The following is a 22,584-nucleotide window of genomic DNA, read 5'->3' as shown; positions in this document are numbered from 1 at the left end:
AGCATGGCAACGATTCAATCAATTGTCGCTCGTGAGATTATGGATTCGCGCGGTAACCCAACTATTGAAGTTGACGTTCATTTAGCCGACGGACATTGGGGACGCGCGGCCGCGCCAAGTGGTGCTTCTACTGGCTCACGCGAAGCCTTGGAATTGCGTGATGGTGACAAAAGTCGTTATCTCGGCAAAGGTGTTTTACAAGCGGTAGCAAACGTTAATGAACGCATTGCCCCGCGGTTGAAGGGTGTGGACGCGACTGACCAAAGCACCGTAGACCAAATCATGCTGGATCTCGATGCAACTGAGAATAAAGCGAGCTTGGGTGCGAATGCGATTCTTGCTGTGTCATTGGCAAACGCCAAAGCGGCAGCGGCTAGCGTGGGCGTTCCACTGTACGCGCATATTGCTCAGTTGAACGGCACTGCTAACAAGTTCAGTATGCCATTACCGATGATGAACATCTTGAATGGTGGTGAGCACGCTGATAACAACGTCGACATTCAGGAATTTATGATTCAACCGGTTGGAGCACCAAACTTCCGTGAAGGTTTACGCATGGGTGCTGAAATTTTTCATGCCCTGAAAAAAGTATTGCAAGAGCGTGGCTTAAGCACAGCGGTGGGCGATGAAGGTGGTTTTGCGCCAAATCTAAGCTCAAACGAAGAAGCTTTGGCCGTGATTGTTGAAGCAGTTGAGAAAGCGGGCTATCGCATGGGTGATGACATCACTCTGGCACTTGATTGTGCGGCCTCAGAGTTCTATCGCGACGGCAAATACCACTTGTCAGGTGAAGGTAAATCCTTCACGGCTGCTGAGTTTGCTGATTATTTAGCGGGTTTATGTGAGCGTTACCCAATCATTTCGATTGAAGATGGTCTTGACGAAAGTGATTGGGAAGGCTGGAAAATCCTTACCGATCGCTTGGGCGATAAAGTGCAATTGGTGGGCGACGATCTGTTTGTCACCAACACCAAAATTCTCAAGCGTGGCATTGATGAGGGGATCGGCAACTCCATTTTGATTAAATTCAATCAAATTGGCAGTTTAAGCGAAACCCTTGCGGCGATTCGCATGGCGAATGACGCTGGTTTTACCGCAGTGATTTCACATCGTTCGGGTGAAACTGAAGATGCGACGATTGCCGATTTGGCGGTTGGAACCGCAGCCGGACAGATTAAGACTGGCTCGCTATGTCGCTCTGATCGGGTTGCGAAGTACAATCAACTCTTGCGTATCGAGCAGGAGTTGGGTGAAAAAGCTCCTTACCGTGGTCGCGCCGAAGTGCGGGCTGCTAAGTAAGCGACTGGTGCCCAAACAGTGAGCGGACAACGCGATATATTCGAAGTTGTTGAACAGCGGCCGGGTTATGATCCGGTCGCTTTTCCTGAGCTCTGTACAGCGCTTTATGAGCGTGAACTCGCTGTGTTATCGCAACTTCAGGTAAATTCCGCCGCCGGTCTACAGCGGCGTCTACGTAGTTTAAGTTATTACATTCGTAATGCGGCTCGGGCAATGCTCAGTTGCGGTTGTCCATGTGAATTAGATGTCCAAAATGCGAGTTGGCAAACGCCGCAGAAAAGGCAACTCAAAAGCACCGCCACTCGAGGACGTAAGCTTGAGAAGTGGCTGCAAAGTAAAGATGTGCAGCTCGGCACGACAGTCCCCATTTTGAATTTAGATCCGCACCTGCAACAAGTAAGACTTGATTCCATTGATCGTATTGATAGTGAACAAGGTCGGGTTCATTGCAACGAGTTTGGCTGGTTCTTGTTCACCGGTGAAAACTGCGAGAGCGACGGCGATCATCTGTTGTTGGCAAAACCAGAGTTAACTTGGCTGCAACCTGCGGTGTGCGGCCATCAATGGTCACACAAAGGCCGTATTGACCCACGCACCTTGTCGCTGCGCGAACTCCTCCTCGCCACTGCGATTGATTGGCAGTTATTAAGTTAAGCCTAGCGACCGATAATCACCATTATTCCTGCGCCAATAACGAGCAATAGCGTTAATCGCCGAAATCCTTGTTCAGAGAGTTTACCGCTTAAACGATGGCCACCATAAGCTCCCAACAAAGCGCCCACGATCAAGACTAATAATGCGAGCGGATCAATCGTTGCATACCGACCTTGCAAGCCAAAGGAAACCACGTTCGTCATACCAAGAGCTAAAAAGAACACCGCTAAAGTTGCACGGAATTCACTACGTGCGAGGCGGTTTGCGGTTAAAAACAAGACCACTGGCGGTCCGCCAAGCGTCAGCGCTCCATTCGCGAAGCCTGACAGGAGCCCGATCCCTGTTTGTTGGGGGAGTCTTGCGGGTAGTCGTAGTTGAATGCCAAACCAAAACAGTAGCCCAGCACTGATCACAAAGATTGCCATACCGAGTTGCAAGGTCGTTAGTGGCACGTAGGCGAGGGCGTAATTACCAATTAAGGTACCGAATATCCCCGCTACAAAAAGGGGGCCCCAACGCCGTAGCGCTAAATAGTGACGTAATAGCCATGCTAAGTACACTGCGAGTGCGACATTGATTAACGATAACATTGGGGTGAGCATGGTGAGCGGTAGCAGTAGGCTCAATAGCGGTACGGCGACCAAGCCGGAGCCAAAACCGGTAATTCCTTGTAAAAAGGCTCCCGCAAACATGATCAATGCGATAAGGTAGTAGTCCATGTTAGCCTGTTAACATTTGGTTCGATGCGAAAGAAAGGTATACTTAGCACAATCATACCATGCGAGGGTGGCGATGCGTCTGTTAAAAGTCTTTCTCCTAGTGCTTTTGGTCGCACTGCAATACCGACTCTGGTTTGGCAAAAATAGCTTACCGGAGTATTGGCATTTGCAAGAAGACGTCGCGCGGCAAGAACAAACGAACCAGAAGTTACGCCAGCGCAACCAAGTGTTGATTGCCGATATTGAGGATTTGCGCGAAGGCGAAGTAGCCCTCGAAGAGCGTGCGCGCAACGAGCTCGGCTTAATTAAACAAGACGAAACTTTTTTCCGACTCATTCCGAATAAACAACCTACCACTTATGACCCAGAATAACAGCGTGGCAGCTATCGTCCCGGCGGCGGGAATTGGGCGACGCATGCAAAGTACGCGGCCGAAGCAGTACTTGCAGATTGCGGGCTCTACTGTGCTAGAGCTGACTGTTAAAGCGCTTAGCCAAGATCCGCGCATTAGCCACATTTTTATTGCCACAAGCGCTGAAGATGCGTATTACCCGACGCTGAATTTTAACACTTCCACACCCATTACCCGAGTTGAGGGCGGTGCGACGCGCGCTGCTTCGGTGCAAAGCGGTGTTGCTGCAGCTGCGGCTGCTGGTTTTGTTTGGGTAGCTGTTCACGATGCGGCGCGTCCTTGTTTGAGTGCTGAGGAACTCGCCTCGGTGCTAGACCACGCCTTAGCCGACGAGGTGGGCGCACTACTGGCGCTGCCCGTGGCGGATACCTTGAAGCGTGCGAGTGAACAGCATCGCTCGCTCGCCACAGTGGCACGCGAGCAACTTTGGCAAGCGTTAACGCCGCAAGTGTTCCGCAGTGCAGAGTTGCTATCTGGCTTTACTCGGCTAGGCGTTGATAACCCTCAGTTAACCGATGAAGCGTCGGTGATCGAAGCATTAGGTAAGCAACCAAAGTTGGTGCAAGGTAAACGCAGTAATATTAAGATCACCTTGCCGGGCGACGAACAGCTCGCCCAACTTTGGCTTACGGCAAAAACTTAAGAAGGAGACGAAATGCGCATAGGACATGGCTACGATGTACACAAATTTGGTAGTGACAAGCCTTTAGTACTAGGTGGTGTAAAGGTTGACTATGAGCAAGGTTTAATTGCTCACTCCGATGGTGATGTCGTCCTGCACGCGATAACAGATGCGGTTTTAGGTGCTTTGGGTAAAGGTGATATTGGTCACCATTTTCCCGATACTGATGCAACTTACGCGGGCGCGGATAGCGCCGAACTCCTCGCGCAGGTGGTGCAAATGGCTGCGCAAGAGGGCTATGTCTTGGGCAATCTCGACGTTACCATCGTAGCGCAAGCGCCAAAGTTGGCTTCGTTTATTACCGATATGCGTGGTCGTATTGCAGCAACGTTGCGTGCCGATGTAAGTCGAGTCAATGTGAAAGCAACCACTACCGAGAAACTCGGCTTTGTTGGTCGCAAAGAGGGAATTGCCTGCCATGCAGTGGTGCTGATGCAGGAGGCGCCACTTGATTGATGCAAACTTAGCTGAACTGAGTTATATGCATGGTCGTCCACAGGTGACTGGCAGCTATAAGCAACAACCTAGCGACTTTCAAGTAACGGAGCTCCTTGACGTGACTGCCGAAGATGAGGGTGAGCATCAGTGGCTATGGGTATATAAAAAAGGCGCTAACACAACTTTTGTCGCGCGCCAGTTAGCTGAGTTTGCCGGTGTTAGCGAGCGCAGCGTCAGTTATGCTGGCCTCAAGGATCGGCAGGCTGAAACTTGGCAGTGGTTTTCAGTGCAACTGCCGGGTAAAGCATTGCTCGACTGGCAGCAGCTTGATCATCCAGAATTTCGTGTCGAACGTGCTTTCCTGCGCAGTAAAAAGCTGAAAATGGGGTTGCATCAGGGTAATGCATTTCGTTTGCGCTTGCGTCAGGTGAGCGATGTAGAGGCGCTGCAAGAGCGTTGGCAACAGCTTGTACAACATGGTGTGCCAAACTATTTTGGTGAGCAACGGTTTGGCCGCGACGGCCAAAACCTGGTGAAGGCTGAAGCATGGCTAACCGGTGAGATAAGTAATAAAAAGGCAAAAAAATGGAGCCGTCAACAACAGGGAATGCTGTTATCGAGTATCCGCTCTTACCTATTCAATACGCTTCTCAGCCAGCGTATCGAACAACAGCGACTTACCCCCGAGACCGGCGATTTTATGCTACTCAGTGGGACGCGTTCGTTTTTTCAAGTGGAACAACTCGATGATACACTTATTGAACGTTGGCGTAGTGGTGATATTCATCTTTCGGGCCCTTTGCCGGGCGGCTACAAAGAACCGTGGCAAGAGCATTTGAGTCCGTTTGAGCATGAACAGTTACAAGGTTATCAAAACTTAGTTGATGGTTTACGACAGAAGCGCGTAGATCTAGCGCGCCGCCGATTGCTACTAAACCTTGAGCAAGCAGCTTTCGAGTGCGTCGATACCGATACCGTCGATGTAATGTTTAGTCTGCCGACGGGGAGTTTCGCTACCAGCGTACTTCGTGAATTAATGCAAGATGTGACAGAGGATGAAGCCGTATGATGAAGTTATTAGTGAGCAACGATGATGGCGTTCACGCACCAGGTATTGCAGCGCTTTACGAAGCGCTTAATGAAATTGCACAGGTGCGGGTTATTGCGCCAGATCGGAATTGTAGCGGCGCTAGTAATTCGTTGACGTTACATAACCCGTTACGCGTACAGAAACTTGATAATGGCTTTTTTTCGCTCAATGGTACTCCCACCGACTGCGTGCACTTGGGTACCAACTCACCACTTGCGGACGATGTCGATCTTGTTGTGTCGGGTATTAACGATGGGCCCAACATGGGCGACGATGTACTCTATTCAGGAACTGTTGCTGCCGCTATGGAAGGGCGTTACATGGGCCTCCCGGCCATTGCAGTATCCATGGGCGATCGCACGCACGATTACTATGAAACTGCAGCTCGTGTGGTAGCTGATATCGTGAGTAAAATGGCAGATCAACCGTTACGCCTTGACACAATTCTGAATATTAACGTTCCGGCGGTACCTTATGAGGAACTCAAGGGCATTAAAATTACCCGATTAGGTCGTCGCCACCGCGCCGAGACCATGGTTGAGTCAAGCGATCCATTTGGCCGTAAAATTTATTGGTATGGCCCTATTGGTGGGCATCAAGATGACGGTGAAGACACTGATTTTTACGCTGTGCGCGAGGGCTACGTCTCGATAACGCCGATCAGTTTGGATATGACAGCGAGAAGTCACCAAGACACGTTAGCGGCGTGGCTTGACGAAACGAAAGACTAATTATAACAACAAGAAAAAACGATAATGATTCAAAATTTTCAGGGAATGGCAAAACGCTTGGTTGCGTTGCTGCGAGAGCAGGGGATCAGCAATGATCAAGTATTAGAGGTCATTGCGAATACTCCGCGTCACCTATTTATGCCGGAATCGTTGGCGCATAAAGCCTATGAAAATACCGCGCTGCCGATTGGCAAGGGGCAAACAATATCGCAACCTTTAATGGTGGCATCAATGACGCAACTCTTGATGCAACATCATTGTCATAAGGTACTGGAAATCGGTACCGGCAGTGGTTATCAAACAGCCATATTGGCACAGTTAGTCGATAAGGTCTTTTCTGTAGAACGTATCGCTGAGTTGCAGTATCAAGCGAAGCGACGCCTGAAAAAGCTCGATTTACATAATGTTAGTATGCGGCACGGTGATGGCTGGCAAGGCTGGCAAAGCAAAGCGCCGTTTGATGGCATTATCGTGACAGCCGCCGCTAGTGACATACCGCATGCACTAATGGAACAACTTGCCGATGGTGGGGTGATGATTATTCCTGTGGGAAGTATCAAACAGCGTTTAGTGGTCATTCGCCGTTTTGGTGATGACTACGAACATAAGCAACTCGGCGACGTCAAGTTTGTGCCCCTTGTACCAGGAAGTTTGGCATGAAGCTGTTTAGCGCGCTTTATGATCGTGTTTTGCAATGGTCGCAACATCGTCGCGCGCCTGCTATCTTGGTCGGCTTAAGTTTTACTGAATCTGTTATTTTTCCAATCCCACCGGATGTTATGTTGGCACCGATGGCCATGACGCAGCCGCAACGCGCATGGTTTTTCGCATTTTTAACGACAATTGCATCAGTATTGGGTGGTATTGCCGGTTATTGGCTGGGATACTTTGCTTTCGAGCCGTTAGTGTTACCGTTGGTCGAGTGGGCCGGTTACCAAGATAAATTGGCAACAGTGACAACTTGGTTCCAAAGCTACGGGTTTTGGATTATTTTTATTGCAGGGTTTTCACCGCTTCCTTATAAGCTCTTTACGGTGAGTGGTGGGATGCTGCAGGTTATGTTCATCCCGTTTGTGTTAGGCTCGTTGATAAGTCGCGGTCTACGGTTCTATTTGGTCGCTTGGCTGTTGAAAACAGGAGGGCCGAAGATGGCATTAAAGCTAAGAACTTATGTCGACCGTATCGGTTGGGCTATGGTCATCATCGCCGGAATTGCTTATGTATGGACGCGTTAGCTTAGTTGTCAGTCTCAGTTGTGTGCTGCTACTCGTAGGCTGTGCCCAACGCCAGCAACCCGCTCCTGTTGAGAAAGTTTACCAGGGGCGCAGCATTTATGACTATGAAGCGAACAGCCTTGCTGGCAGCTCTTATCTGGTGCAAAAGGGCGACACACTCTATTCAATTGCCTTTCGCGCCAATATTGACGTACGGATGCTGGCGCGCCTTAACGGCTTGCGTGAACCCTATACCATCTTCCCCGGCCAGCGCTTAACCTTAAGGGAAAGCTCGCGACAAGCGAAAAAATCCCAACCTTTGACTACGACAAAGCGAATAGATCCACCACAAAGCGTTGATAAGACTCCTAAGAAAGAGTATGTTGAAGACAAAAGTAAAGAAAAGGTTACGAACTCGCCAGCTCTCCCAAGGCCAGAAATTAAGCGCGAAGTGTTCCCAAAAAGCAATGCGATTGCTTGGCGTTGGCCCACGGAGAACCAAGTTATTCGAGAGTTCACCGCCGCTGTAACGGGCCCTAAAGGCATCGACTTCGCTGGTAAGAAAGGCGATATCGTAACGGCGGCAGCGGCAGGTAAAGTGGTTTATGCTGGTAATGCGCTAAAAGGATATGGAAATTTAATTATCCTGAAACATAACGATGATTATATAACTGCGTACGCCCACAATGACAAGCTGTTAATAAAAGAACAACAGTGGGTCAGCGCAGGGGAAGCCATTGCCGAAATGGGTAATTCTGACGCCGAACGGGTTAAACTTCATTTTGAAGTCCGTTATCGCGGTAAGTCAGTAAATCCTCGGCATTATTTACCACGGGGGTCACAATGAGTCGACGAGATGAGGTGGATGACATCGATGAACAAGCAGTGATGTCAGAAATGGAAAAATCTGCGGCCGCTGACACTAGTGATGATGATAGCGAATTCGAAGAAATCATCGCTAATCGGGCGACTTACCAGAAAAAAATGGATGCAACACAGCTCTATCTTGGCGAAATTGGTTTCTCGCCGTTATTAACAGCTGAAGAAGAAGTTCATTTTTCACGCCTTGCCCGCAAAGGCGATAAGGCGGCGCGTTGTCGTATGATCGAAAGTAACCTAAGGCTCGTGGTAAAAATCGCACGGCGCTACACCAATCGTGGTCTACCTTTACTCGATTTGGTTGAAGAGGGGAATCTTGGTCTGATCCGCGCTGTTGAAAAGTTCGATCCTGAGCGTGGTTTCCGATTTTCTACCTATGCGACGTGGTGGATCCGCCAAACGATTGAGCGCGCCATCATGAATCAAACGCGAACGATTCGCTTACCTATTCATGTCGTGAAAGAGCTAAACAGCTATTTACGTGCATCACGTGAACTCGCACATAAGCTCGATCATGAGCCTACCGCTGAGGATATCGCGGAACAACTTGATGTTTCGGTAGCGGACGTGAGCCGCATGTTGCGTCTCAATGAGCGCATTGCATCGGTTGATACGCCATTAGGTGGTGACAACGATAAAGCTTTAGTTGACTTGCTGACGGACGAAAACGATCACGGTCCTGAAGGCGTCATGCAAGATGATGATCTGAAGGAGCACATCGTTGAATGGCTTGCTAGCCTTAATACCAAACAACGTGAAGTTTTAGCGCGGCGCTTTGGTCTCATGGGTTATGAGCCAGCCACGCTTGAAGATGTTGGGCGCGAAATAGGTCTAACACGTGAGCGAGTGCGCCAGATTCAAGTTGAAGCCTTACGTCGTTTGCGCGATATGCTACGGCAACAAGGTCTCAGCCTCGACGCATTGTTTCAGTACGACTAACAACCTTTCATGGTCATAAGCAACTTAAGAAGATGACTTAAGTTGCTGTTGCCATCGCGCCAACCACTGCAAAGCTTCTATAGGTGTCATGCCATTGACTTCGAGCTGCTCCAGTTCTTGAATCAATGGGTGAGTCGGCGACGCCACTTCTGACTGACGCTCGAGCGACAATTTTTGTTGTTGCGGTTGCTCCTGGGTGTGCGATTTTTCTAATTCTAACAAAACCTGTTTGGCACGCTGTAATACGGGGCGCGGCAGACCAGCAAGTTGTGCAACTTGTACACCGAAACTACGATTGGCTGCACCATCACTGACCCGATGTTCAAACACGATGTGATCGTCGTGTTCAGTTGCTTCAACATGCACATTCCTGCAGCCTGGTAATTGCGCGATACTCTGCGTCAGTTCAAAATAGTGCGTCGCAAACAGCGTCAAAGCGCGATTTTGTTGTAGCAAAGCTTCTGCACAGGCCCAAGCCAACGCTAAGCCGTCATAGGTTGACGTACCCCGACCAATCTCATCCATAAGCACTAAACTTTGCGGTGTAGCATTATGCAAAATGGTTGCTGCTTCGGTCATTTCGACCATAAAGGTGGAACGTCCAGAAGCAAGATCATCTGATGCGCCAATCCGCGTGAAGATGCGATCGATAGGGCCGAGTTGCGCTGCTGCAGCGGGAACATAGCTGCCGCAGTAAGCGAGAATAGCAATCAGTGCTGTTTGCCGCATATAGGTTGATTTACCGCCCATATTAGGGCCAGTAATCAAGAGCATGTGATCTTGCGCATCGAGGCGCACGTCATTGGCAATGAAGGGCTCTTCGAGTTGTGCCTCGATGACAGGGTGGCGCGCTGCCTGCAATGCTATGCCGGGCTCTGCAGCCAAAGACGGACGGCAATAATTGTGGGTGAGGGCTTGTTTGGCAAAACTGTGCAATACATCGAGCTCTGCCACCGCGCGAGCGGTGCTTTGCAAACTACTAAGCTGTTCAGCGGCTTCATTGAGTAATGCATCGTACAACCATTTTTCGCGCGCTAAGGCACGTGATTGCGCTTGCAACACTTTGTCTTCGTAAGTTTTTAACTCGGGAATAATGTAGCGTTCAGCGTTTTTAAGCGTTTGTCGTCGTTGATAGTCCGCAGGAATGTGCGCAGCTGCTGCACGACTCGCTTCAAGGTAATAACCATGCACTTTGTTGTAGCCAACCTTTAAGGTTTGAATACCAGTGCGTTCACGTTCACGCGTTTCTATTCGTTTTAAAAAGTCAGTGGCGCCGGCGGCAAGAGCCCGTTGTTCGTCAAGTTCTTCGTCAAAACCGTCGGCTAAAACACCGCCGTCGCGAATGAGTAAAGGAGGCGATTCAACCAAGGCGGCTTCGAGTGTACTGCGCAGTTCGGGCAATTCGGCCAGTTGTGCATGCCAAGGCATGAGTGCACTCAGATCATTCAGTTGTTGACGCAATTCTGGCAGTGCCTGCAACGCACTACGTAAGCGCGTCAGGTCTCGCGGTCGTGCGCTACGTAGGGCGATGCGTGAGAGAACGCGTTCGAGATCGCCAATGGCGCGTAACTGTTGGCGTAGGGTATCTAAATCTTGGTCTTGTAAAGTCGCCACGGCATCGTAACGGCCTGCTATTTCTGTATTGCTGCGAATCGGCCGCTGTAACCAACGTCGCAATAAACGTGCACCCATGGCCGTGGCGGTGCGATTAATGGTAGTGAAAAGTGACGTCGTACCGCCACTAAGTGACGTAACCAGTTCTAGGTTGCGTTGTGTTGCAGCATCCATCTGCACTGCATCATTGCTTTGTTCCGCATGAATGGCTTGGATATGTGGTAAAGCTGCGCGCTGCGTTAGTTTTACGTAGTTTAATAAAGCTCCGGCTGCGCCTAACGCCACAGGCAAGTGGCTAACGCCAAAGCCGTCAAGGTGCTGCACAGCAAATTGACGGCACAAGAGTGCGTGGGCACTATCGCTCGCAAACTCCCAGTCAGGTCGTGCGCGGCGCGCTTCACACGGGTGCCACGTTGTTTGCCATTGCACCGTGTCTGGATACAGCAGTTCGGCCGGTTGTAAGCGCTGTAGCTCGGCTTGCAGTGCCGCTTCGCTGGTCACTTCACTGACGCTGAAACGACCGCTTGCCAGATCTAGGCTGGCAATTCCAAAATGGTGTTGGTCTTCGCGTTCTTGTGGGGCTACAGCTACGAGTAAGTTTTCGCTGCCTTCATTGAGCAACGCTTCATCAGTCACTGTGCCTGGCGTAAGAACCCTTACCACTTTACGTTCGACGGGGCCTTTGCTGGTTGCGGGATCACCTACTTGTTCACAGATAGCCACCGACTCACCAAGCTGCAAGAGTCGTGCGAGATAGTTTTCTGCTGCATGATAGGGCACGCCTGCCATTGGAATCGGCTTACCATTACTCGCACCGCGCTGAGTTAGTGAGATGTCTAACAGCTCAGCCGCTTTTTGCGCATCTTGGTAAAATAATTCGTAAAAATCTCCCATGCGATAGAATAAAAGCGTGTCGGCGTGTTCCGCCTTAATACGCAAGTATTGCTGCATCATGGGTGTATGTGCAGAAAAGTCTGTACTGGGAGTTGTCGCTTGCGGCATGCCTGTTATTATCCGTAGTAGCGTTATTTTTAAAAGGTGCCAATGGCAAAATGGTAACACAATCTCATTATGATCTGGCAGTAGAAATCGGTCGTTGGTTGCTACAACGTAACTGGCGAATTGCTACCGCAGAATCCTGCACGGCAGGAGGAATAGGGTATGCTTTAAGTGCCGTTGCAGGCAGCTCGGCGTGGCTTGAAGGCGGCTTCATTACCTACAGTAATAAGCTGAAAGAGCGTGTTCTCGGTGTGCCAAACGAGGTGCTGCAAAGCGCCGGCGCGGTATCGGCAGCGACGGCAGAAGCAATGGCTGTTGGTGCGCTTCGGTTGGCGTCGACAGAGGTGGCCATTGCGGTTACTGGCATTGCGGGGCCTAGTGGCGGCAGCGCAGAAAAACCTGTCGGATTAGTATGGTTTGGACTCGCATGGAAGGGCGGCCAAATGAGCTGGAAGTGCCATTTCGAGGGCGATCGCTCGGCGGTGAGGGAAGCCACGATCAGCGAGGCTCTGCGGTGTTTTGAAAAAATTTCTTGATACTGTATAAAAATACAGTATACTCAATTTTAACGCATTCAATAGAACGGACATTACCATGAGCAACGATAAACAAAAAGCACTTGATGCGGCGCTTAGCCAAATCGAACGTCAATTCGGCAAAGGCTCTATTATGCGCTTGGGCGATAACCAAGCGATGGATATTGCGTCAGTACCGACCGGTTCTTTAAGTTTAGATATCGCGTTAGGGATTGGCGGGTTGCCTTTTGGTCGTGTGGTAGAGATCTACGGTCCAGAGTCGAGTGGTAAAACGACACTTACATTGCAAGTGATCGCTGAGGCTCAGAAAATGGGTAAAACCTGTGCTTTCGTTGATGCAGAGCACGCACTCGACCCAGTCTACGCTGAAAAGCTTGGTGTTAACGTCGATGAACTCTTGGTATCGCAACCCGATACAGGTGAGCAAGCATTAGAGATTTGTGACATGCTAGTACGTTCGGCGGCAGTTGACGTGGTCATTGTTGACTCGGTTGCAGCACTCACACCCAAAGCGGAAATTGAAGGTGAGATGGGTGACAGCCATGTAGGCTTGCAAGCCCGCCTTATGTCACAAGCATTACGTAAGCTAACGGCAAATATTAAAAAATCAAACAGCCTGTGCATCTTTATCAACCAAATTCGCATGAAGATTGGGGTAATGTTTGGTAACCCAGAAACCACAACTGGTGGTAATGCATTGAAGTTCTATTCATCAGTGCGTCTTGATATCCGTCGTACCGGCGCTGTCAAAGAAGGTGATGAAGTCGTAGGTAACGAAACTCGCGTGAAAGTTGTGAAGAACAAAGTAGCCCCACCATTCAAGCAAGCTGAATTCCAGATTATGTACGGTACTGGTATTTCTAAAGAGGGTGAGCTTATCGATCTTGGCGTGAAGCAAAAGATTGTAGATAAAGCTGGTGCTTGGTACAGCTATAATGGTGATAAGATTGGTCAAGGCAAAGCCAATGCTATGAAATTCTTGATCGAGAATAAGGCTATTGCTGAAGATATCGAAAAGCGTCTACGCGAACAGTTACTCGCTAAACCTGTGAAGGGTGGCGATGCAGCGAAAAGTGAGAGCAAAGACGCTGAATTAGCTGATGATGATTTAGTTTAATAAGGAATAGATTTGCGATGAGTTATGTCAAAGTTGCTCTCGCACTAGGCTCTGGTGCAGCACGTGGCTGGTCCCATATCGGCGTAATCAAAGCGCTTCAAGAGATGGGGATTGAAGTCAATATGGTTGCAGGAACATCAATCGGCTCCCTTGTGGGGGCCGGTTTTGCTTCTGGCCGTATCGATGAGCTCGAAGAGTGGGTTCGAGATATGGGACGTTGGCAAGTCTTTAACTTGCTCGACTTTGGTTTTAGTCATGGCGGTATTATCCAAGGTGAAAAGGTCTTCAGCCATGCTCGCGAACGCTTTGGCTCTGTAGAGATTGAGGATCTTGATATTATCTATGGAGCGGTAGCGACCGATCTTTATACGGGGCGCGAGGTGTGGTTACGAAAGGGCGATATCTACCACGCTGCCCGTTCTTCGTGTGCGATGCCAGGTTTACTTGCACCAGCGGCGCATAATGGTCGATGGTTGGTTGATGGCGGCTTAGTAAATCCGGTTCCAGTGTCACTTTGTCGGGCTCTTGGCGCAGATTTTGTGATTGCAGTACATTTGAACTCACAATTGAATGCAGCAGCAATTGAGGCCCGTGGAAAGCACACTCCTCCACATCCTGAGCCGCAAGCCGATATCCATGGTGTATCTACGAAAGTACAAACAACAGCAGTCGATACCGGTGCAGCTCATGAGAAAACTGATTTAGCGAAAGAAGATAAAGACAAAGAGGATGAAGGTTTCTTTAAGAACTTCCTCACCGCTAGTGGACAGTATTGGGATAACGTAGTTGATAAATTTAGTGGTCCATCACATAAAGCTCCAGGAATGTTTGGGGTGATGGCCGGTGCAATTGACATCATGCAAGAACGAATCACCAAGGCACGTATTGCTGGAGATCCGCCGGATATTTTGGTCCAGCCCAAACTCGGTCACATTGGTTTATTAGAGTTTGAACGCGGTAATGAAGCTATCGATATTGGCTATGAAACAACCATGCGTATGAAAGACTACATTCTAAGTGAATTGGAGCTCTATGCCGAACGTCGTGGTTAAGTTGTAGTTTGTTGTTTCATAGATAAGAAAACGCCGCATTCAGATGAATGCGGCGTTTTTGTATTGCTTAGAATGTCTTCAAACAAGATTTATTGTTCGAGTTGACGTTCCATTTCATCAAATGTGTCTTCAAGTTCTTTTGCCGGTTTAGCCGTTGCTAAGCTGACGACAATGACAGCGACCGTACAAAGAATAAAGCCAGGGATGATCTCATAAACATAAGAGCTTAGTGCTTCACCATCGACAACTGGCGCATAGATCCAGAACAGCACAGTTGCAGCACCAACTACCATACCAGCAAGAGCACCGTGACGGTTCATACGCTTCCAGAACAGGCTCAGAATGATCACTGGACCGAAGGCGGCACCAAATCCTGCCCATGCATTAGCGACCAAGCCAAGAATTGTGTTCTCTGGGTTCCAAGCGAGTGCAATGGCGACCAGAGATACGATCAAGACTGAGATTCGCCCAACAAATACCAGTTCTTTATCGCTAGCATCACGACGTAAGAAGGCTTTATAGAAGTCTTCCGTTAGTGAGCTCGAGGTGACTAGCAGTTGCGACGAGATGGTACTCATAATCGCGGCCAAGATTGCTGCTAGCAAGAAGCCTGCGATTAATGGGTGGAACAAGAATTGCGAGAAGATAATGAAAATGGTCTCGGGATCGGCCAAGGTCATTTTAGTTTCAGCAACATAAGCAATACCAACGAAACCAGTGACCATAGCGCCGATAATAGACACCGTCATCCACGAGATACCAATGCGTCGTGCTGCTTTGATATCTTTGACTGAGCGGATAGCCATAAAGCGTACGATAATGTGGGGTTGCCCGAAATAGCCTAGACCCCATGCCAGAAGCGATATGATACCGAGAAAAGACAACTGATTCGCGGTCGAGTCGGCAATAGATCCGTCACGGAAATAGTCGAGGAAGTCGGGGTTAATCGAGCGTACTTGTTCAGTCACGGAGGCCATGCCACCGAGGTCAAATATCGCAACAATTGGCACTAAGACCAGCGCAACGAACATGATACACCCTTGCACAAAGTCGGTCATACTCACCGCTAAAAAGCCCCCGAAAAGGGTATAAGCACAGACCACACCAGCGGTTACCCACAAGCCTAAGCTGTAGTCCAAACCAAAGGCTGAACTGGCAAAGAGCTTACCACCGGCAACTAAGCTCGCCGAGGTGTAGAGGGTGAAAAAGATAATGATCACGACTGACGAGAATACGCGTAACAAGCGCGCTTTGTCGTCGAAGCGATTGGCAAAATAATCAGGAATGGTAATTGAATCGTTTGCCACCTCGGTGTACATACGCAGCCGCGGGGCTACGATGATGTAGTTAAGGTAGGCACCTACGACCAAACCCACTGCGATCCAAAGCTGGGATACCCCTGAAACATAAATCGCACCGGGTAAGCCCATAAGCATCCAACCGCTCATGTCTGATGCACCGGCTGAAAGGGCAGTTACACCAGGGCCTAAACGGCGGCCTCCAAGCATGTAACCTGAAACATCATCGGTCGACTTCTTATACGCGTACAGACCAATCCCCAGCATTGCTATGAAATAGAGCGCTAATGATATAAGCGTACCTGTTTCCAAAGCTTTACTCCTTCGTTGTTGAATGTAACGGCACTTTATATTTATGTTCCGAATGCAACAGCGTTTTCGTCAGTTGCTCTTCGGGATGATTTATCAGTGCCCTAGTTGTTCCAAACTCGATCATTTTACCACGATGCATTATTAAGATCTTGTCTGAAACGTGTTTCACGATCTCCGCCGAATGTGAGACGAAAATGAATGAAATGCCCATATCTTCTTGAAGATCGAGGATAAGGTTAATGATTTGAGCTCTAATCGATGGGTCCAATGCGACGAAGGCTTCATCAGCAACAACGATTTGCGGTTCTAAAACAATCGCCCGAGCAATACATACGCGCTGTTGCTGGCCACTCGCTAACATGTGTGGATAAAAATGATAGTGGTCAGGCAATAAACCAACTTTCCGCAGCACCTCGTGAACCCGCTGTTTCTGATCCTGAGGACTCATTTGCGTGTTAAAAATAAGCGGCTCACAAAGTTGCTTACCGACTGTTATTTGCGGGTTCAACGAGCGCAGGCTGTCCTGAAATATCATCCGAACATGGCGACACCGTTGTTGGTCCGTCATGCTCGACATGGCTTGCCCGTTAAGAAAAATCTCGCCTGCTGAGGCGCGTTCGGCACCGGCAATTAACTTGGCGATAGTCGATTTACCTGAACCTGTTTCGCCCATTATTGCGAGCGTTTCTCCACGCTCTAGGCTAAAGCTTAAAGGTTCAAGGGCGCAAATACGTTGCCCTGGCATCCAACCGTCTTTATGCACGTAGTATTTCGAAATAGCTTGAACGTCCAGTAGTTTAGTCATGTTCGCTATCCTTATGGAGTGGATAGTGACAAGCAAATTGTACTTGCTGTTGCTTGGTGAGCGCTGGCTGGTGAATACAAGCTCGTCTTGCATAAGGGCATCGAGGCCCTAGCCGACAGCCGATGGGCATGTGTTGCAATGTCGGAATAGCACCCGATAAGGTTGGTAGGCGCGTTTTTGGCGCAATGTCTTGGTCAGAAAGGCTCATACTTAACATCGCATCGGTGTACGGGTGGTAAGGTTTCTGCATGACTTCTTCGGTCGGACCGGTTTCCATGAGTTGACCGCAATAGATCAGACTAATGCGTTGGCTTTCGGGGATAACTGCGGTCAAATCTTGCGTAATCATTAAGATCGACATACCTTGCCCCGCACTTAGCTTCGCTAATAAGCGGTATATTTGACCGCGAGTGCTCGGTTCCATTGCCGTGGTGGGCTCATCGGCAATGAGCAACTTAGGATTGTGCGCAATTGCCATCGCAATACTGATTTTTTGTGCCAGTCCTTCGGAAAGTTCATGCGGATAACGTTCCATAACATCGGCGGTATCTTTGATGCCAACCCGATGCAGTAAACGCTCAGCACGAGTCTGTCGGTCTACGCGCCGCTTTAAGTAAACACCACTGAGTTCACCGGTTGGAATACTTTCGCGCAGTTGTGCGCCGACTTTATCGTTGGGATCGAGATAACTGCTTGGATCTTGGAAGATCATCGCCATATCACGGCCGGTCACTATACGCCGCTGGGCGGCGTTGAGTGCTAACAAATCATAATGCCGCCACCACAGTCGGTCCGCGGTGATTTTCCAACGTGGATTAATAAATCCAAGTATCGCTTTCGCCAATAGACTTTTACCTGAGCCGGATTCACCCACTAAGGTGTGAATCTCACCCTCGGCTAGCTGCAAATTAAATCGATCGAGCACTCGCACAGGGCCATTTTCAGTTTCGAGTTCAATCGATAAATTGCGAATGTCTAATATGGCACTCATGAATTTCTCACTCGTTCAGCAATCGCTGCACGGATACTATCGCCCAGCACATTGATTGACAAAATCGTCAAAAACAAGGCTAAACCAGGTAGCACCATCATCCAAGGAGATACGTAGACTTGGTCAAGACTGCGAGCAAGCATTGTTCCCCATTCAGGTGCTGGAGCCTGTACGCCAAGCCCCAAAAAGCCAAGGGCGGCTATATCTAAGATTGCAGTCGATAGGGCAAACGTGGTTTGCATTACCAGTACGCTGGTAATGTTTGGAAAGATGACGCGCGTTAACATGTACCAACGGGTTACCCCATTGAGTCGTGATGCGGTAACGTATTCTTTATAACGCTCATCGTAAATCGCGTTATGCACCACGTGAATGAACTGCGGAATTAAAACCAGCGTGATGGCGAACATAACATTGATTAACGATGGCCCTAGCATTGCAATGATGACCAAGGCAAGCAGGAGTGACGGGATCGAAAGGATCACGTCAAGCAAGTGATTTAAGGTCGACGATTGCACTCCACGAGACATTCCAGCCCATGCGCCAATACTAATTCCGATGACTGCCGCAATGACTACGGCAATAAGCGGATAACCAAGACTGTAAACAGAACCCGCGATGATCCGCGAAAGAATGTCGCGGCCAAGATCATCGGTGCCGAAGAGAAAGTTAATTTCGCCGGACTCATCCCAGCTCGGCGGCTGCAATATTGCGTCAGCAAATTGGGCGTCAGGGCTATAGGGGGTGAGCCAAGCGGAACCGAGCATAACGACTAACGCCAGACTGAGTATATAAAACGCCACCACGGCGAAAGGGTTACTATTTACATGTAACCAAAGCTGCCGCAACGGTGAGGGTTCGCGTTGTTGAAAGTAAATATTAGCGTTCGGCATAAAGTTCCTTTCTTACTTGCGGGTAGCGCCAAGCATGGAACAGCTCCACAGCAACATTGACCAGCAGGATGAGCGCAGCGATGGCAAAAAGGCCGCCTTGCATAACTGGGTAATCGCGCTCATAAATACTTTTTACCAGCCAGCTTCCGACACCGGGCCAGTTAAAAATCACTTCCGTGACAATAATATTACTCATCAGAATACTAAACATGAGACCTAATTGCCGAACCACGGGTTGCATGGCATTGGGTAGGGCATGGCGTAGCAAAATGCGGGTTTCGCTGAGGCCACGTGCGCGAGCTGAGCGAATATAGTTTTGCTGCAAGACTTCGAGCATGCTATTGCGTGTAATGCGTATGAGCATGGTTGCTGGCATGATGGCAAGTACAATGACTGGTAACCACAGATGATTTATTGCATCAGCGAGGGCCGCACCTTTATAGGGAGAGTTACTAAGTAGGATGTCGAGCAAAATGGAGCCGCTTTGCACATCAATGTCGAACAATGGATTCACTTGGCCGGAAATCGGCGTCCAGCCCAATTTGACTGCAAAAAATAGAATAAACAGCTGGGCGAGCCAGAACACAGGAATTGAATAGGCGCTCAACGATAATCCCATCACCACGCGGTCCATGCTGCCACGTTGTTGGCCTGCGGCATAGAGACCAAGCGGTGCGCCAATAGCCATTGCTAAAGCCATGGCCAGAACACTGAGCTCTAATGTTGCGCCTAACAGCGGCAGTAAGTCAGTAAAAACGTCGCGTTGAGTGGATAGCGATTGTCCCCAGTCGCCGCTAATGAAGTGTCCTAGGAACGCTAAATATTGCGAAAATAAAGAGCTATCAAAGCTGCGTTCGCTAACTAGACGTTGGTAGGCGAGCGCGTCATTCGCGCGGACCCCCGTCATATTAGTTAATGCGTCACCGGGAAAAAAATAGTTTAACGCAAACAGAAACAAGGTCAGTAACCACAATGTTACGAACAAAAGAATTAAGCGACGTAAGGTATAGCGGATCATTGTTGTGCCTCGCTTGCCGCGGCACTGGCTTTACTTTGTCGATAAGCATGGCGGAAGCTTAAGCCACCGTATGCGGGTACCTCAACACCTTGAATGTCGCTGCGAAAAGCCTGAAAGCGCATTGAGTTGGCAATGGGGACCAAGGGGACTTCACGGTACATCCAGTTTTCTGCCTCATGATAAAGGCCTTTCCGCCGTTCAAGGCTGTCCACAGTAATTGCGCGAAGTAAGAGATCATCGAATTTAGGATCGCACCAATTGGCACGGTTTGTTCCGACGTTTAGGGCAGCGCAGCTTAGTAACGGGCGAAAAAAGTTATCAGGATCGGCATTATCCGCAATCCAACCGATCAAAACACTGTCATGCTCGTCCCTTGCAAGACGCCGACGAAAGGCATTCCATTCATACGATACGATATTCGCTTGCACGCCGACTTGTGCCAAATCGGCTTGAATAAGCTCCGCCATTTTTTGTGCATTTGGGTTGTAAGCTCGTTGCACAGGCATTGCCCAAATATCAAAGCTAAAGCCCTCTGGGAAGCCGGCTTCCGCAAGCAGTTCACGGGCGCGCTCAGGGTTGTAACCGTAGGTTAAGTCGACGGGACTATAAGCCCACGAGGTCTCTGGTAAAATGCCGGTGGCGAGGCGCGCATTGCCATTGTAAACCGTTTGAATAATAGCCTGTCGGTTGATGGCATGGGCGAGGGCGCGGCGAACTTTAACGTTATCAAATGGCGGGCGTTCGGTATTAAATGCCCAGAAGGCGATATTGGGATTCACCGTGCTAGTGATTTTTATTTCATCGCCAGTATCCAATAATGCCAGTTCTTCAACCAGTGGATAAGGAATAACATCACATTCACCGGTCAATAATTTCAGCATACGTTTATTGGCACTTTGCGTTATCGAATAAACCAATTGCTTGATTGCGGCAGGTTCGCGCCAGTAATTATCGTGGCGTTGATAACGAATGATCAAATCCTTGCGAAAGTCCTCGAAGACGAATGGACCCGTGCCAATCGGGCGTTTGTCTAGCTGCTCTGGCGTGCCGCGAGCGAGCAGTTCGGCGCCATACTCGGCCGAAAGAATGATGGCAAAATCGGTCGCAAGGTTCGCTAAAAAAGAACTGTCGCTGCGGGCCAGCTCAAACTCGACGGTATGCGCATCTATCGCCCGAATCTGTGTAATAAGCTTATTTAAGCCGCTGGCGGTAAAAAACGGGTAACTCCCGCCGTTAACATTGTGATACGGATGGTCTTCGTGCAGCCAACGTCGAAAGCTAAACACCACATCATCAGCGTTAAACGATCGCGTGGGAGTGAACCAAGGAGTGCTATGAAACTGGACATCGTCGCGTAAGCTAAAGCGATAGCGTTTACCGTTGTCTAATGCTTGCCACGCGGTGGCGAGTGCGGGAACAAAGGTTTGTTGCGTTTCGTCATAGTCGATCAAGCGGTCGTAAAGCTGGGCTGAGCTTGCGTCGATGGTGGTGCCGGAAGTACCTAGCTGTGGGTTAAAACTTTCTGGATTGCCTTCCGAGCAATACACGATACCTTCTTGTAAGGGCGCGGCATCGTGCACAGTAGGGCTACAGCCACTTAGCAAAGCAGATAATGTCGCGAAAGGTACCACAATTGCGATTTGAGTGAAGCGCATTTAGCTCGTTGACCCGTCTAGTAATGAATATTTTTTTAAGTAACCACGCAACTGATGATAGGTTAGACCGAGCAATTCCGCAGTTTTCTTCTGATTAAATTGTGCATGGCTCAGCGCTTGTTGTAAAACTTCGGTTTCAAAGTTAGCCACGGCATCCTTAAATTCAATCGGGCCTTGATTGAAATTAATTGAATGACTCGTGGATTCATTTGTGGGTGCGGTAACATCCGCAGATGGTTGGGTTGCCGTTGGCGCATCGCCGTTTGTTCGGTGCGCCGCGACTTGCGGCCGCCAAGGGCTAGCAAAGGGGTCGACGATGATTTCATCAAGTGGAATGGCACCGCTACCTAAGCGATACACCGAGCGCTCGACGACATTCTTAAGTTCGCGGATATTACCTGGCCAGTGATAATCAAGTAATGCTTTTTTAGCGCGCTCAGTAAAGCCACTAAAAAGTTCAAAGTGAAGTTCGCGAGCCATTTGGATTGCAAAATGCTCTGCCAACACAAGAATATCTTCTCGACGTTCGCGCAATGGTGGCAGTGTGATGACATCAAAAGCTAGACGGTCGAGCAGGTCAGCTCGAAATTGCCCCTGTTCGGCCAACGAAGGAAGATCTTCGTTGGTTGCTGCGATTAAGCGAACATCGGTACTCACAGTTTTACTTCCGCCAACGCGCTCAAATTCACCATATTCGATGACACGCAGGATTTTTTCTTGCACTAAGGCTGAGGTATTCGCCAACTCGTCAAGAAAAAGTGTGCCTTGGTCGGCGCGCTCGAAGCGGCCTTCATGACGCTTTTGTGCGCCGGTAAAAGCGCCTGCTTCATGGCCAAAAAGTTCACTTTCTAATAGGCTTTCGCTTAACGCGGCACAATTAAGTTTAACGTAATTTTGCTCCCAGCGTTCTGAGAGAAAGTGCAAGCGGGCAGCGATCAGCTCTTTACCCGTGCCTCGTTCGCCGATAATTAAAACAGGTTTATTGAGTGGTGCGATCTGCGAAACCTGTTCTAAGACGGCAAGAAAGCTGTTGGCCTCACCGATAAGGTTATCCGCTTCTCTTGAGCGACGCATGAAGAGCCCCTTTATTGTTGTTGTCTGTTGGCAACTGCTTATGGTGGCAAATTTGACTAATTATTAGTGTATTTGATAACCGTGGCGGGTCAAACAAAAATTTGCTTTAAGGCGATAAATAGCTAAAAATCAGCCAATTAATGCGATTTGAAAAAGTTGGCAC

General features: G+C 49.2%; 23 protein-coding genes. 14 read left to right on the top strand and 9 right to left on the bottom strand.

What is annotated here, in order from left to right; all coding sequences use genetic code 11:
• The first annotated feature begins 3 nt into the window (after positions 1–3).
• Positions 4–1,299, top strand: coding sequence for a phosphopyruvate hydratase (gene eno, locus CWI70_RS03210; RefSeq protein WP_126770505.1), 1,296 nt, complete (start codon positions 4–6; stop codon positions 1,297–1,299).
• Between the two features lie 18 nt (positions 1,300–1,317).
• On the top strand, positions 1,318–1,953 hold the full coding sequence (locus CWI70_RS03205; protein WP_126770503.1) for a hypothetical protein: 636 nt from the start codon (positions 1,318–1,320) through the stop codon (positions 1,951–1,953).
• A gap of 2 nt (positions 1,954–1,955) precedes the next feature.
• Here CWI70_RS03205 and CWI70_RS03200 read toward each other — a convergent pair whose 3' ends face one another.
• Positions 1,956–2,672 (bottom strand): sulfite exporter TauE/SafE family protein, encoded by a 717-nt coding sequence (locus tag CWI70_RS03200; RefSeq protein WP_126770501.1) that lies wholly within the window; start codon positions 2,670–2,672, stop codon positions 1,956–1,958.
• Between the two features lie 73 nt (positions 2,673–2,745).
• On the opposite strand from CWI70_RS03200, the gene ftsB reads away from it, so the two are divergent.
• From ftsB to rpoS, 9 genes are read left to right on the top strand one after another with little or no spacing between them, the layout of a single operon-like run.
• A complete protein-coding gene (gene ftsB / locus CWI70_RS03195; protein WP_126770499.1) occupies positions 2,746–3,045 on the top strand; it encodes a cell division protein FtsB in 300 nt (99 codons plus the stop codon).
• A gap of 4 nt (positions 3,046–3,049) precedes the next feature.
• Complete coding sequence (gene ispD / locus CWI70_RS03190) at positions 3,050–3,727, top strand: 2-C-methyl-D-erythritol 4-phosphate cytidylyltransferase (RefSeq protein ID WP_157980854.1); 678 nt, start codon at positions 3,050–3,052, stop codon at positions 3,725–3,727.
• 12 nt (positions 3,728–3,739) lie between these two features.
• On the top strand, positions 3,740–4,222 hold the full coding sequence (ispF, locus tag CWI70_RS03185; protein ID WP_126770495.1) for a 2-C-methyl-D-erythritol 2,4-cyclodiphosphate synthase: 483 nt from the start codon (positions 3,740–3,742) through the stop codon (positions 4,220–4,222).
• Positions 4,215–5,273, top strand: a complete 1,059-nt coding sequence (gene truD, locus CWI70_RS03180) for a tRNA pseudouridine(13) synthase TruD (RefSeq protein ID WP_126770493.1) — start codon at positions 4,215–4,217, stop codon at positions 5,271–5,273. Before ispF ends, truD begins: the two co-directional genes overlap by 8 nt.
• Positions 5,270–6,025, top strand: coding sequence for a 5'/3'-nucleotidase SurE (gene surE, locus CWI70_RS03175; RefSeq protein WP_126770492.1), 756 nt, complete (start codon positions 5,270–5,272; stop codon positions 6,023–6,025). Before truD ends, surE begins: the two co-directional genes overlap by 4 nt.
• A gap of 24 nt (positions 6,026–6,049) precedes the next feature.
• Entirely contained in the window at positions 6,050–6,685 is a 636-nt protein-coding gene (locus CWI70_RS03170) for a protein-L-isoaspartate(D-aspartate) O-methyltransferase (RefSeq protein WP_126770490.1), read from the top strand.
• Positions 6,682–7,260: a YqaA family protein gene (locus CWI70_RS03165; protein WP_126770488.1), complete on the top strand. Its 579-nt coding sequence runs from the start codon at positions 6,682–6,684 to the stop codon at positions 7,258–7,260. Before CWI70_RS03170 ends, CWI70_RS03165 begins: the two co-directional genes overlap by 4 nt.
• On the top strand, positions 7,196–8,086 hold the full coding sequence (locus tag CWI70_RS03160) for a peptidoglycan DD-metalloendopeptidase family protein (RefSeq protein WP_241967810.1): 891 nt from the start codon (positions 7,196–7,198) through the stop codon (positions 8,084–8,086). The genes CWI70_RS03165 and CWI70_RS03160 overlap by 65 nt, the downstream gene beginning before the upstream one ends.
• Positions 8,083–9,057, top strand: coding sequence for an RNA polymerase sigma factor RpoS (rpoS, locus tag CWI70_RS03155; protein ID WP_126770484.1), 975 nt, complete (start codon positions 8,083–8,085; stop codon positions 9,055–9,057). The genes CWI70_RS03160 and rpoS overlap by 4 nt, the downstream gene beginning before the upstream one ends.
• A gap of 24 nt (positions 9,058–9,081) precedes the next feature.
• Here rpoS and mutS read toward each other — a convergent pair whose 3' ends face one another.
• Positions 9,082–11,673 (bottom strand): DNA mismatch repair protein MutS, encoded by a 2,592-nt coding sequence (gene mutS / locus CWI70_RS03150; RefSeq protein WP_126770482.1) that lies wholly within the window; start codon positions 11,671–11,673, stop codon positions 9,082–9,084.
• Between the two features lie 50 nt (positions 11,674–11,723).
• On the opposite strand from mutS, the gene CWI70_RS03145 reads away from it, so the two are divergent.
• Genes CWI70_RS03145 through CWI70_RS03135 form a run of 3 tightly spaced genes read left to right on the top strand, consistent with a single transcriptional unit; the run spans position 11,724 to position 14,375 of the window.
• Positions 11,724–12,206, top strand: a complete 483-nt coding sequence (locus CWI70_RS03145) for a CinA family protein (protein ID WP_126770481.1) — start codon at positions 11,724–11,726, stop codon at positions 12,204–12,206.
• 58 nt (positions 12,207–12,264) lie between these two features.
• On the top strand, positions 12,265–13,323 hold the full coding sequence (gene recA / locus CWI70_RS03140; protein WP_126770479.1) for a recombinase RecA: 1,059 nt from the start codon (positions 12,265–12,267) through the stop codon (positions 13,321–13,323).
• 17 nt (positions 13,324–13,340) lie between these two features.
• Positions 13,341–14,375, top strand: a complete 1,035-nt coding sequence (locus CWI70_RS03135) for a patatin-like phospholipase family protein (protein WP_126770477.1) — start codon at positions 13,341–13,343, stop codon at positions 14,373–14,375.
• 89 nt (positions 14,376–14,464) lie between these two features.
• Here the strand turns inward: CWI70_RS03135 and putP are convergent, their stop codons facing one another.
• Genes putP through pspF form a run of 7 tightly spaced genes read right to left on the bottom strand, consistent with a single transcriptional unit; the run spans position 14,465 to position 22,421 of the window.
• Complete coding sequence (putP, locus tag CWI70_RS03130) at positions 14,465–15,985, bottom strand: sodium/proline symporter PutP (RefSeq protein WP_126770475.1); 1,521 nt, start codon at positions 15,983–15,985, stop codon at positions 14,465–14,467.
• A gap of 4 nt (positions 15,986–15,989) precedes the next feature.
• Positions 15,990–16,790, bottom strand: coding sequence for an ATP-binding cassette domain-containing protein (locus CWI70_RS03125; protein ID WP_126770473.1), 801 nt, complete (start codon positions 16,788–16,790; stop codon positions 15,990–15,992).
• Positions 16,783–17,781 carry an oligopeptide/dipeptide ABC transporter ATP-binding protein gene (locus CWI70_RS03120; RefSeq protein WP_126770471.1) on the bottom strand — a complete coding sequence of 333 codons (999 nt, stop codon included), beginning with the start codon at positions 17,779–17,781 and terminating at the stop codon, positions 16,783–16,785. The genes CWI70_RS03125 and CWI70_RS03120 overlap by 8 nt, the downstream gene beginning before the upstream one ends.
• Positions 17,778–18,674, bottom strand: a complete 897-nt coding sequence (locus CWI70_RS03115) for an ABC transporter permease subunit (protein ID WP_198677641.1) — start codon at positions 18,672–18,674, stop codon at positions 17,778–17,780. Before CWI70_RS03115 ends, CWI70_RS03120 begins: the two co-directional genes overlap by 4 nt.
• Positions 18,661–19,692, bottom strand: coding sequence for an ABC transporter permease (locus tag CWI70_RS03110; RefSeq protein ID WP_126770469.1), 1,032 nt, complete (start codon positions 19,690–19,692; stop codon positions 18,661–18,663). Before CWI70_RS03110 ends, CWI70_RS03115 begins: the two co-directional genes overlap by 14 nt.
• Positions 19,689–21,347 (bottom strand): ABC transporter substrate-binding protein SapA, encoded by a 1,659-nt coding sequence (sapA, locus tag CWI70_RS03105; RefSeq protein WP_126770467.1) that lies wholly within the window; start codon positions 21,345–21,347, stop codon positions 19,689–19,691. Before sapA ends, CWI70_RS03110 begins: the two co-directional genes overlap by 4 nt.
• Positions 21,348–22,421, bottom strand: a complete 1,074-nt coding sequence (gene pspF, locus CWI70_RS03100) for a phage shock protein operon transcriptional activator (protein WP_126770466.1) — start codon at positions 22,419–22,421, stop codon at positions 21,348–21,350.
• Between the last annotated feature and the right edge of the window lie 163 nt (positions 22,422–22,584).

Source organism: Pseudidiomarina homiensis, from assembly GCF_003987225.1.
Classification (GTDB): domain Bacteria; phylum Pseudomonadota; class Gammaproteobacteria; order Enterobacterales; family Alteromonadaceae; genus Pseudidiomarina; species Pseudidiomarina homiensis.
This window is presented reverse-complemented; position numbering and strand designations above follow the sequence as displayed.

Excerpts from the sequence above, each read along its gene's own strand:
- eno (WP_126770505.1), top strand. The coding sequence starts at position 4 with ATGGCAACGATTCAATCAATTGTCGCTCGTGAGATTATGGATTCGCGC.
- CWI70_RS03200 (WP_126770501.1), bottom strand. The coding sequence starts at position 2,672 with ATGGACTACTACCTTATCGCATTGATCATGTTTGCGGGAGCCTTTTTA.
- ftsB (WP_126770499.1), top strand. The coding sequence starts at position 2,746 with ATGCGTCTGTTAAAAGTCTTTCTCCTAGTGCTTTTGGTCGCACTGCAA.
- ispF (WP_126770495.1), top strand. The coding sequence starts at position 3,740 with ATGCGCATAGGACATGGCTACGATGTACACAAATTTGGTAGTGACAAG.
- surE (WP_126770492.1), top strand. The coding sequence starts at position 5,270 with ATGATGAAGTTATTAGTGAGCAACGATGATGGCGTTCACGCACCAGGT.
- CWI70_RS03170 (WP_126770490.1), top strand. The coding sequence starts at position 6,050 with ATGATTCAAAATTTTCAGGGAATGGCAAAACGCTTGGTTGCGTTGCTG.
- CWI70_RS03165 (WP_126770488.1), top strand. The coding sequence starts at position 6,682 with ATGAAGCTGTTTAGCGCGCTTTATGATCGTGTTTTGCAATGGTCGCAA.
- CWI70_RS03160 (WP_241967810.1), top strand. The coding sequence starts at position 7,196 with ATGTCGACCGTATCGGTTGGGCTATGGTCATCATCGCCGGAATTGCTT.
- rpoS (WP_126770484.1), top strand. The coding sequence starts at position 8,083 with ATGAGTCGACGAGATGAGGTGGATGACATCGATGAACAAGCAGTGATG.
- mutS (WP_126770482.1), bottom strand. The coding sequence starts at position 11,673 with ATGCCGCAAGCGACAACTCCCAGTACAGACTTTTCTGCACATACACCC.
- CWI70_RS03145 (WP_126770481.1), top strand. The coding sequence starts at position 11,724 with ATGGTAACACAATCTCATTATGATCTGGCAGTAGAAATCGGTCGTTGG.
- recA (WP_126770479.1), top strand. The coding sequence starts at position 12,265 with ATGAGCAACGATAAACAAAAAGCACTTGATGCGGCGCTTAGCCAAATC.
- CWI70_RS03135 (WP_126770477.1), top strand. The coding sequence starts at position 13,341 with ATGAGTTATGTCAAAGTTGCTCTCGCACTAGGCTCTGGTGCAGCACGT.
- CWI70_RS03125 (WP_126770473.1), bottom strand. The coding sequence starts at position 16,790 with ATGACTAAACTACTGGACGTTCAAGCTATTTCGAAATACTACGTGCAT.
- CWI70_RS03120 (WP_126770471.1), bottom strand. The coding sequence starts at position 17,781 with ATGAGTGCCATATTAGACATTCGCAATTTATCGATTGAACTCGAAACT.
- CWI70_RS03115 (WP_198677641.1), bottom strand. The coding sequence starts at position 18,674 with ATGCCGAACGCTAATATTTACTTTCAACAACGCGAACCCTCACCGTTG.
- CWI70_RS03110 (WP_126770469.1), bottom strand. The coding sequence starts at position 19,692 with ATGATCCGCTATACCTTACGTCGCTTAATTCTTTTGTTCGTAACATTG.
- sapA (WP_126770467.1), bottom strand. The coding sequence starts at position 21,347 with ATGCGCTTCACTCAAATCGCAATTGTGGTACCTTTCGCGACATTATCT.
- pspF (WP_126770466.1), bottom strand. The coding sequence starts at position 22,421 with ATGCGTCGCTCAAGAGAAGCGGATAACCTTATCGGTGAGGCCAACAGC.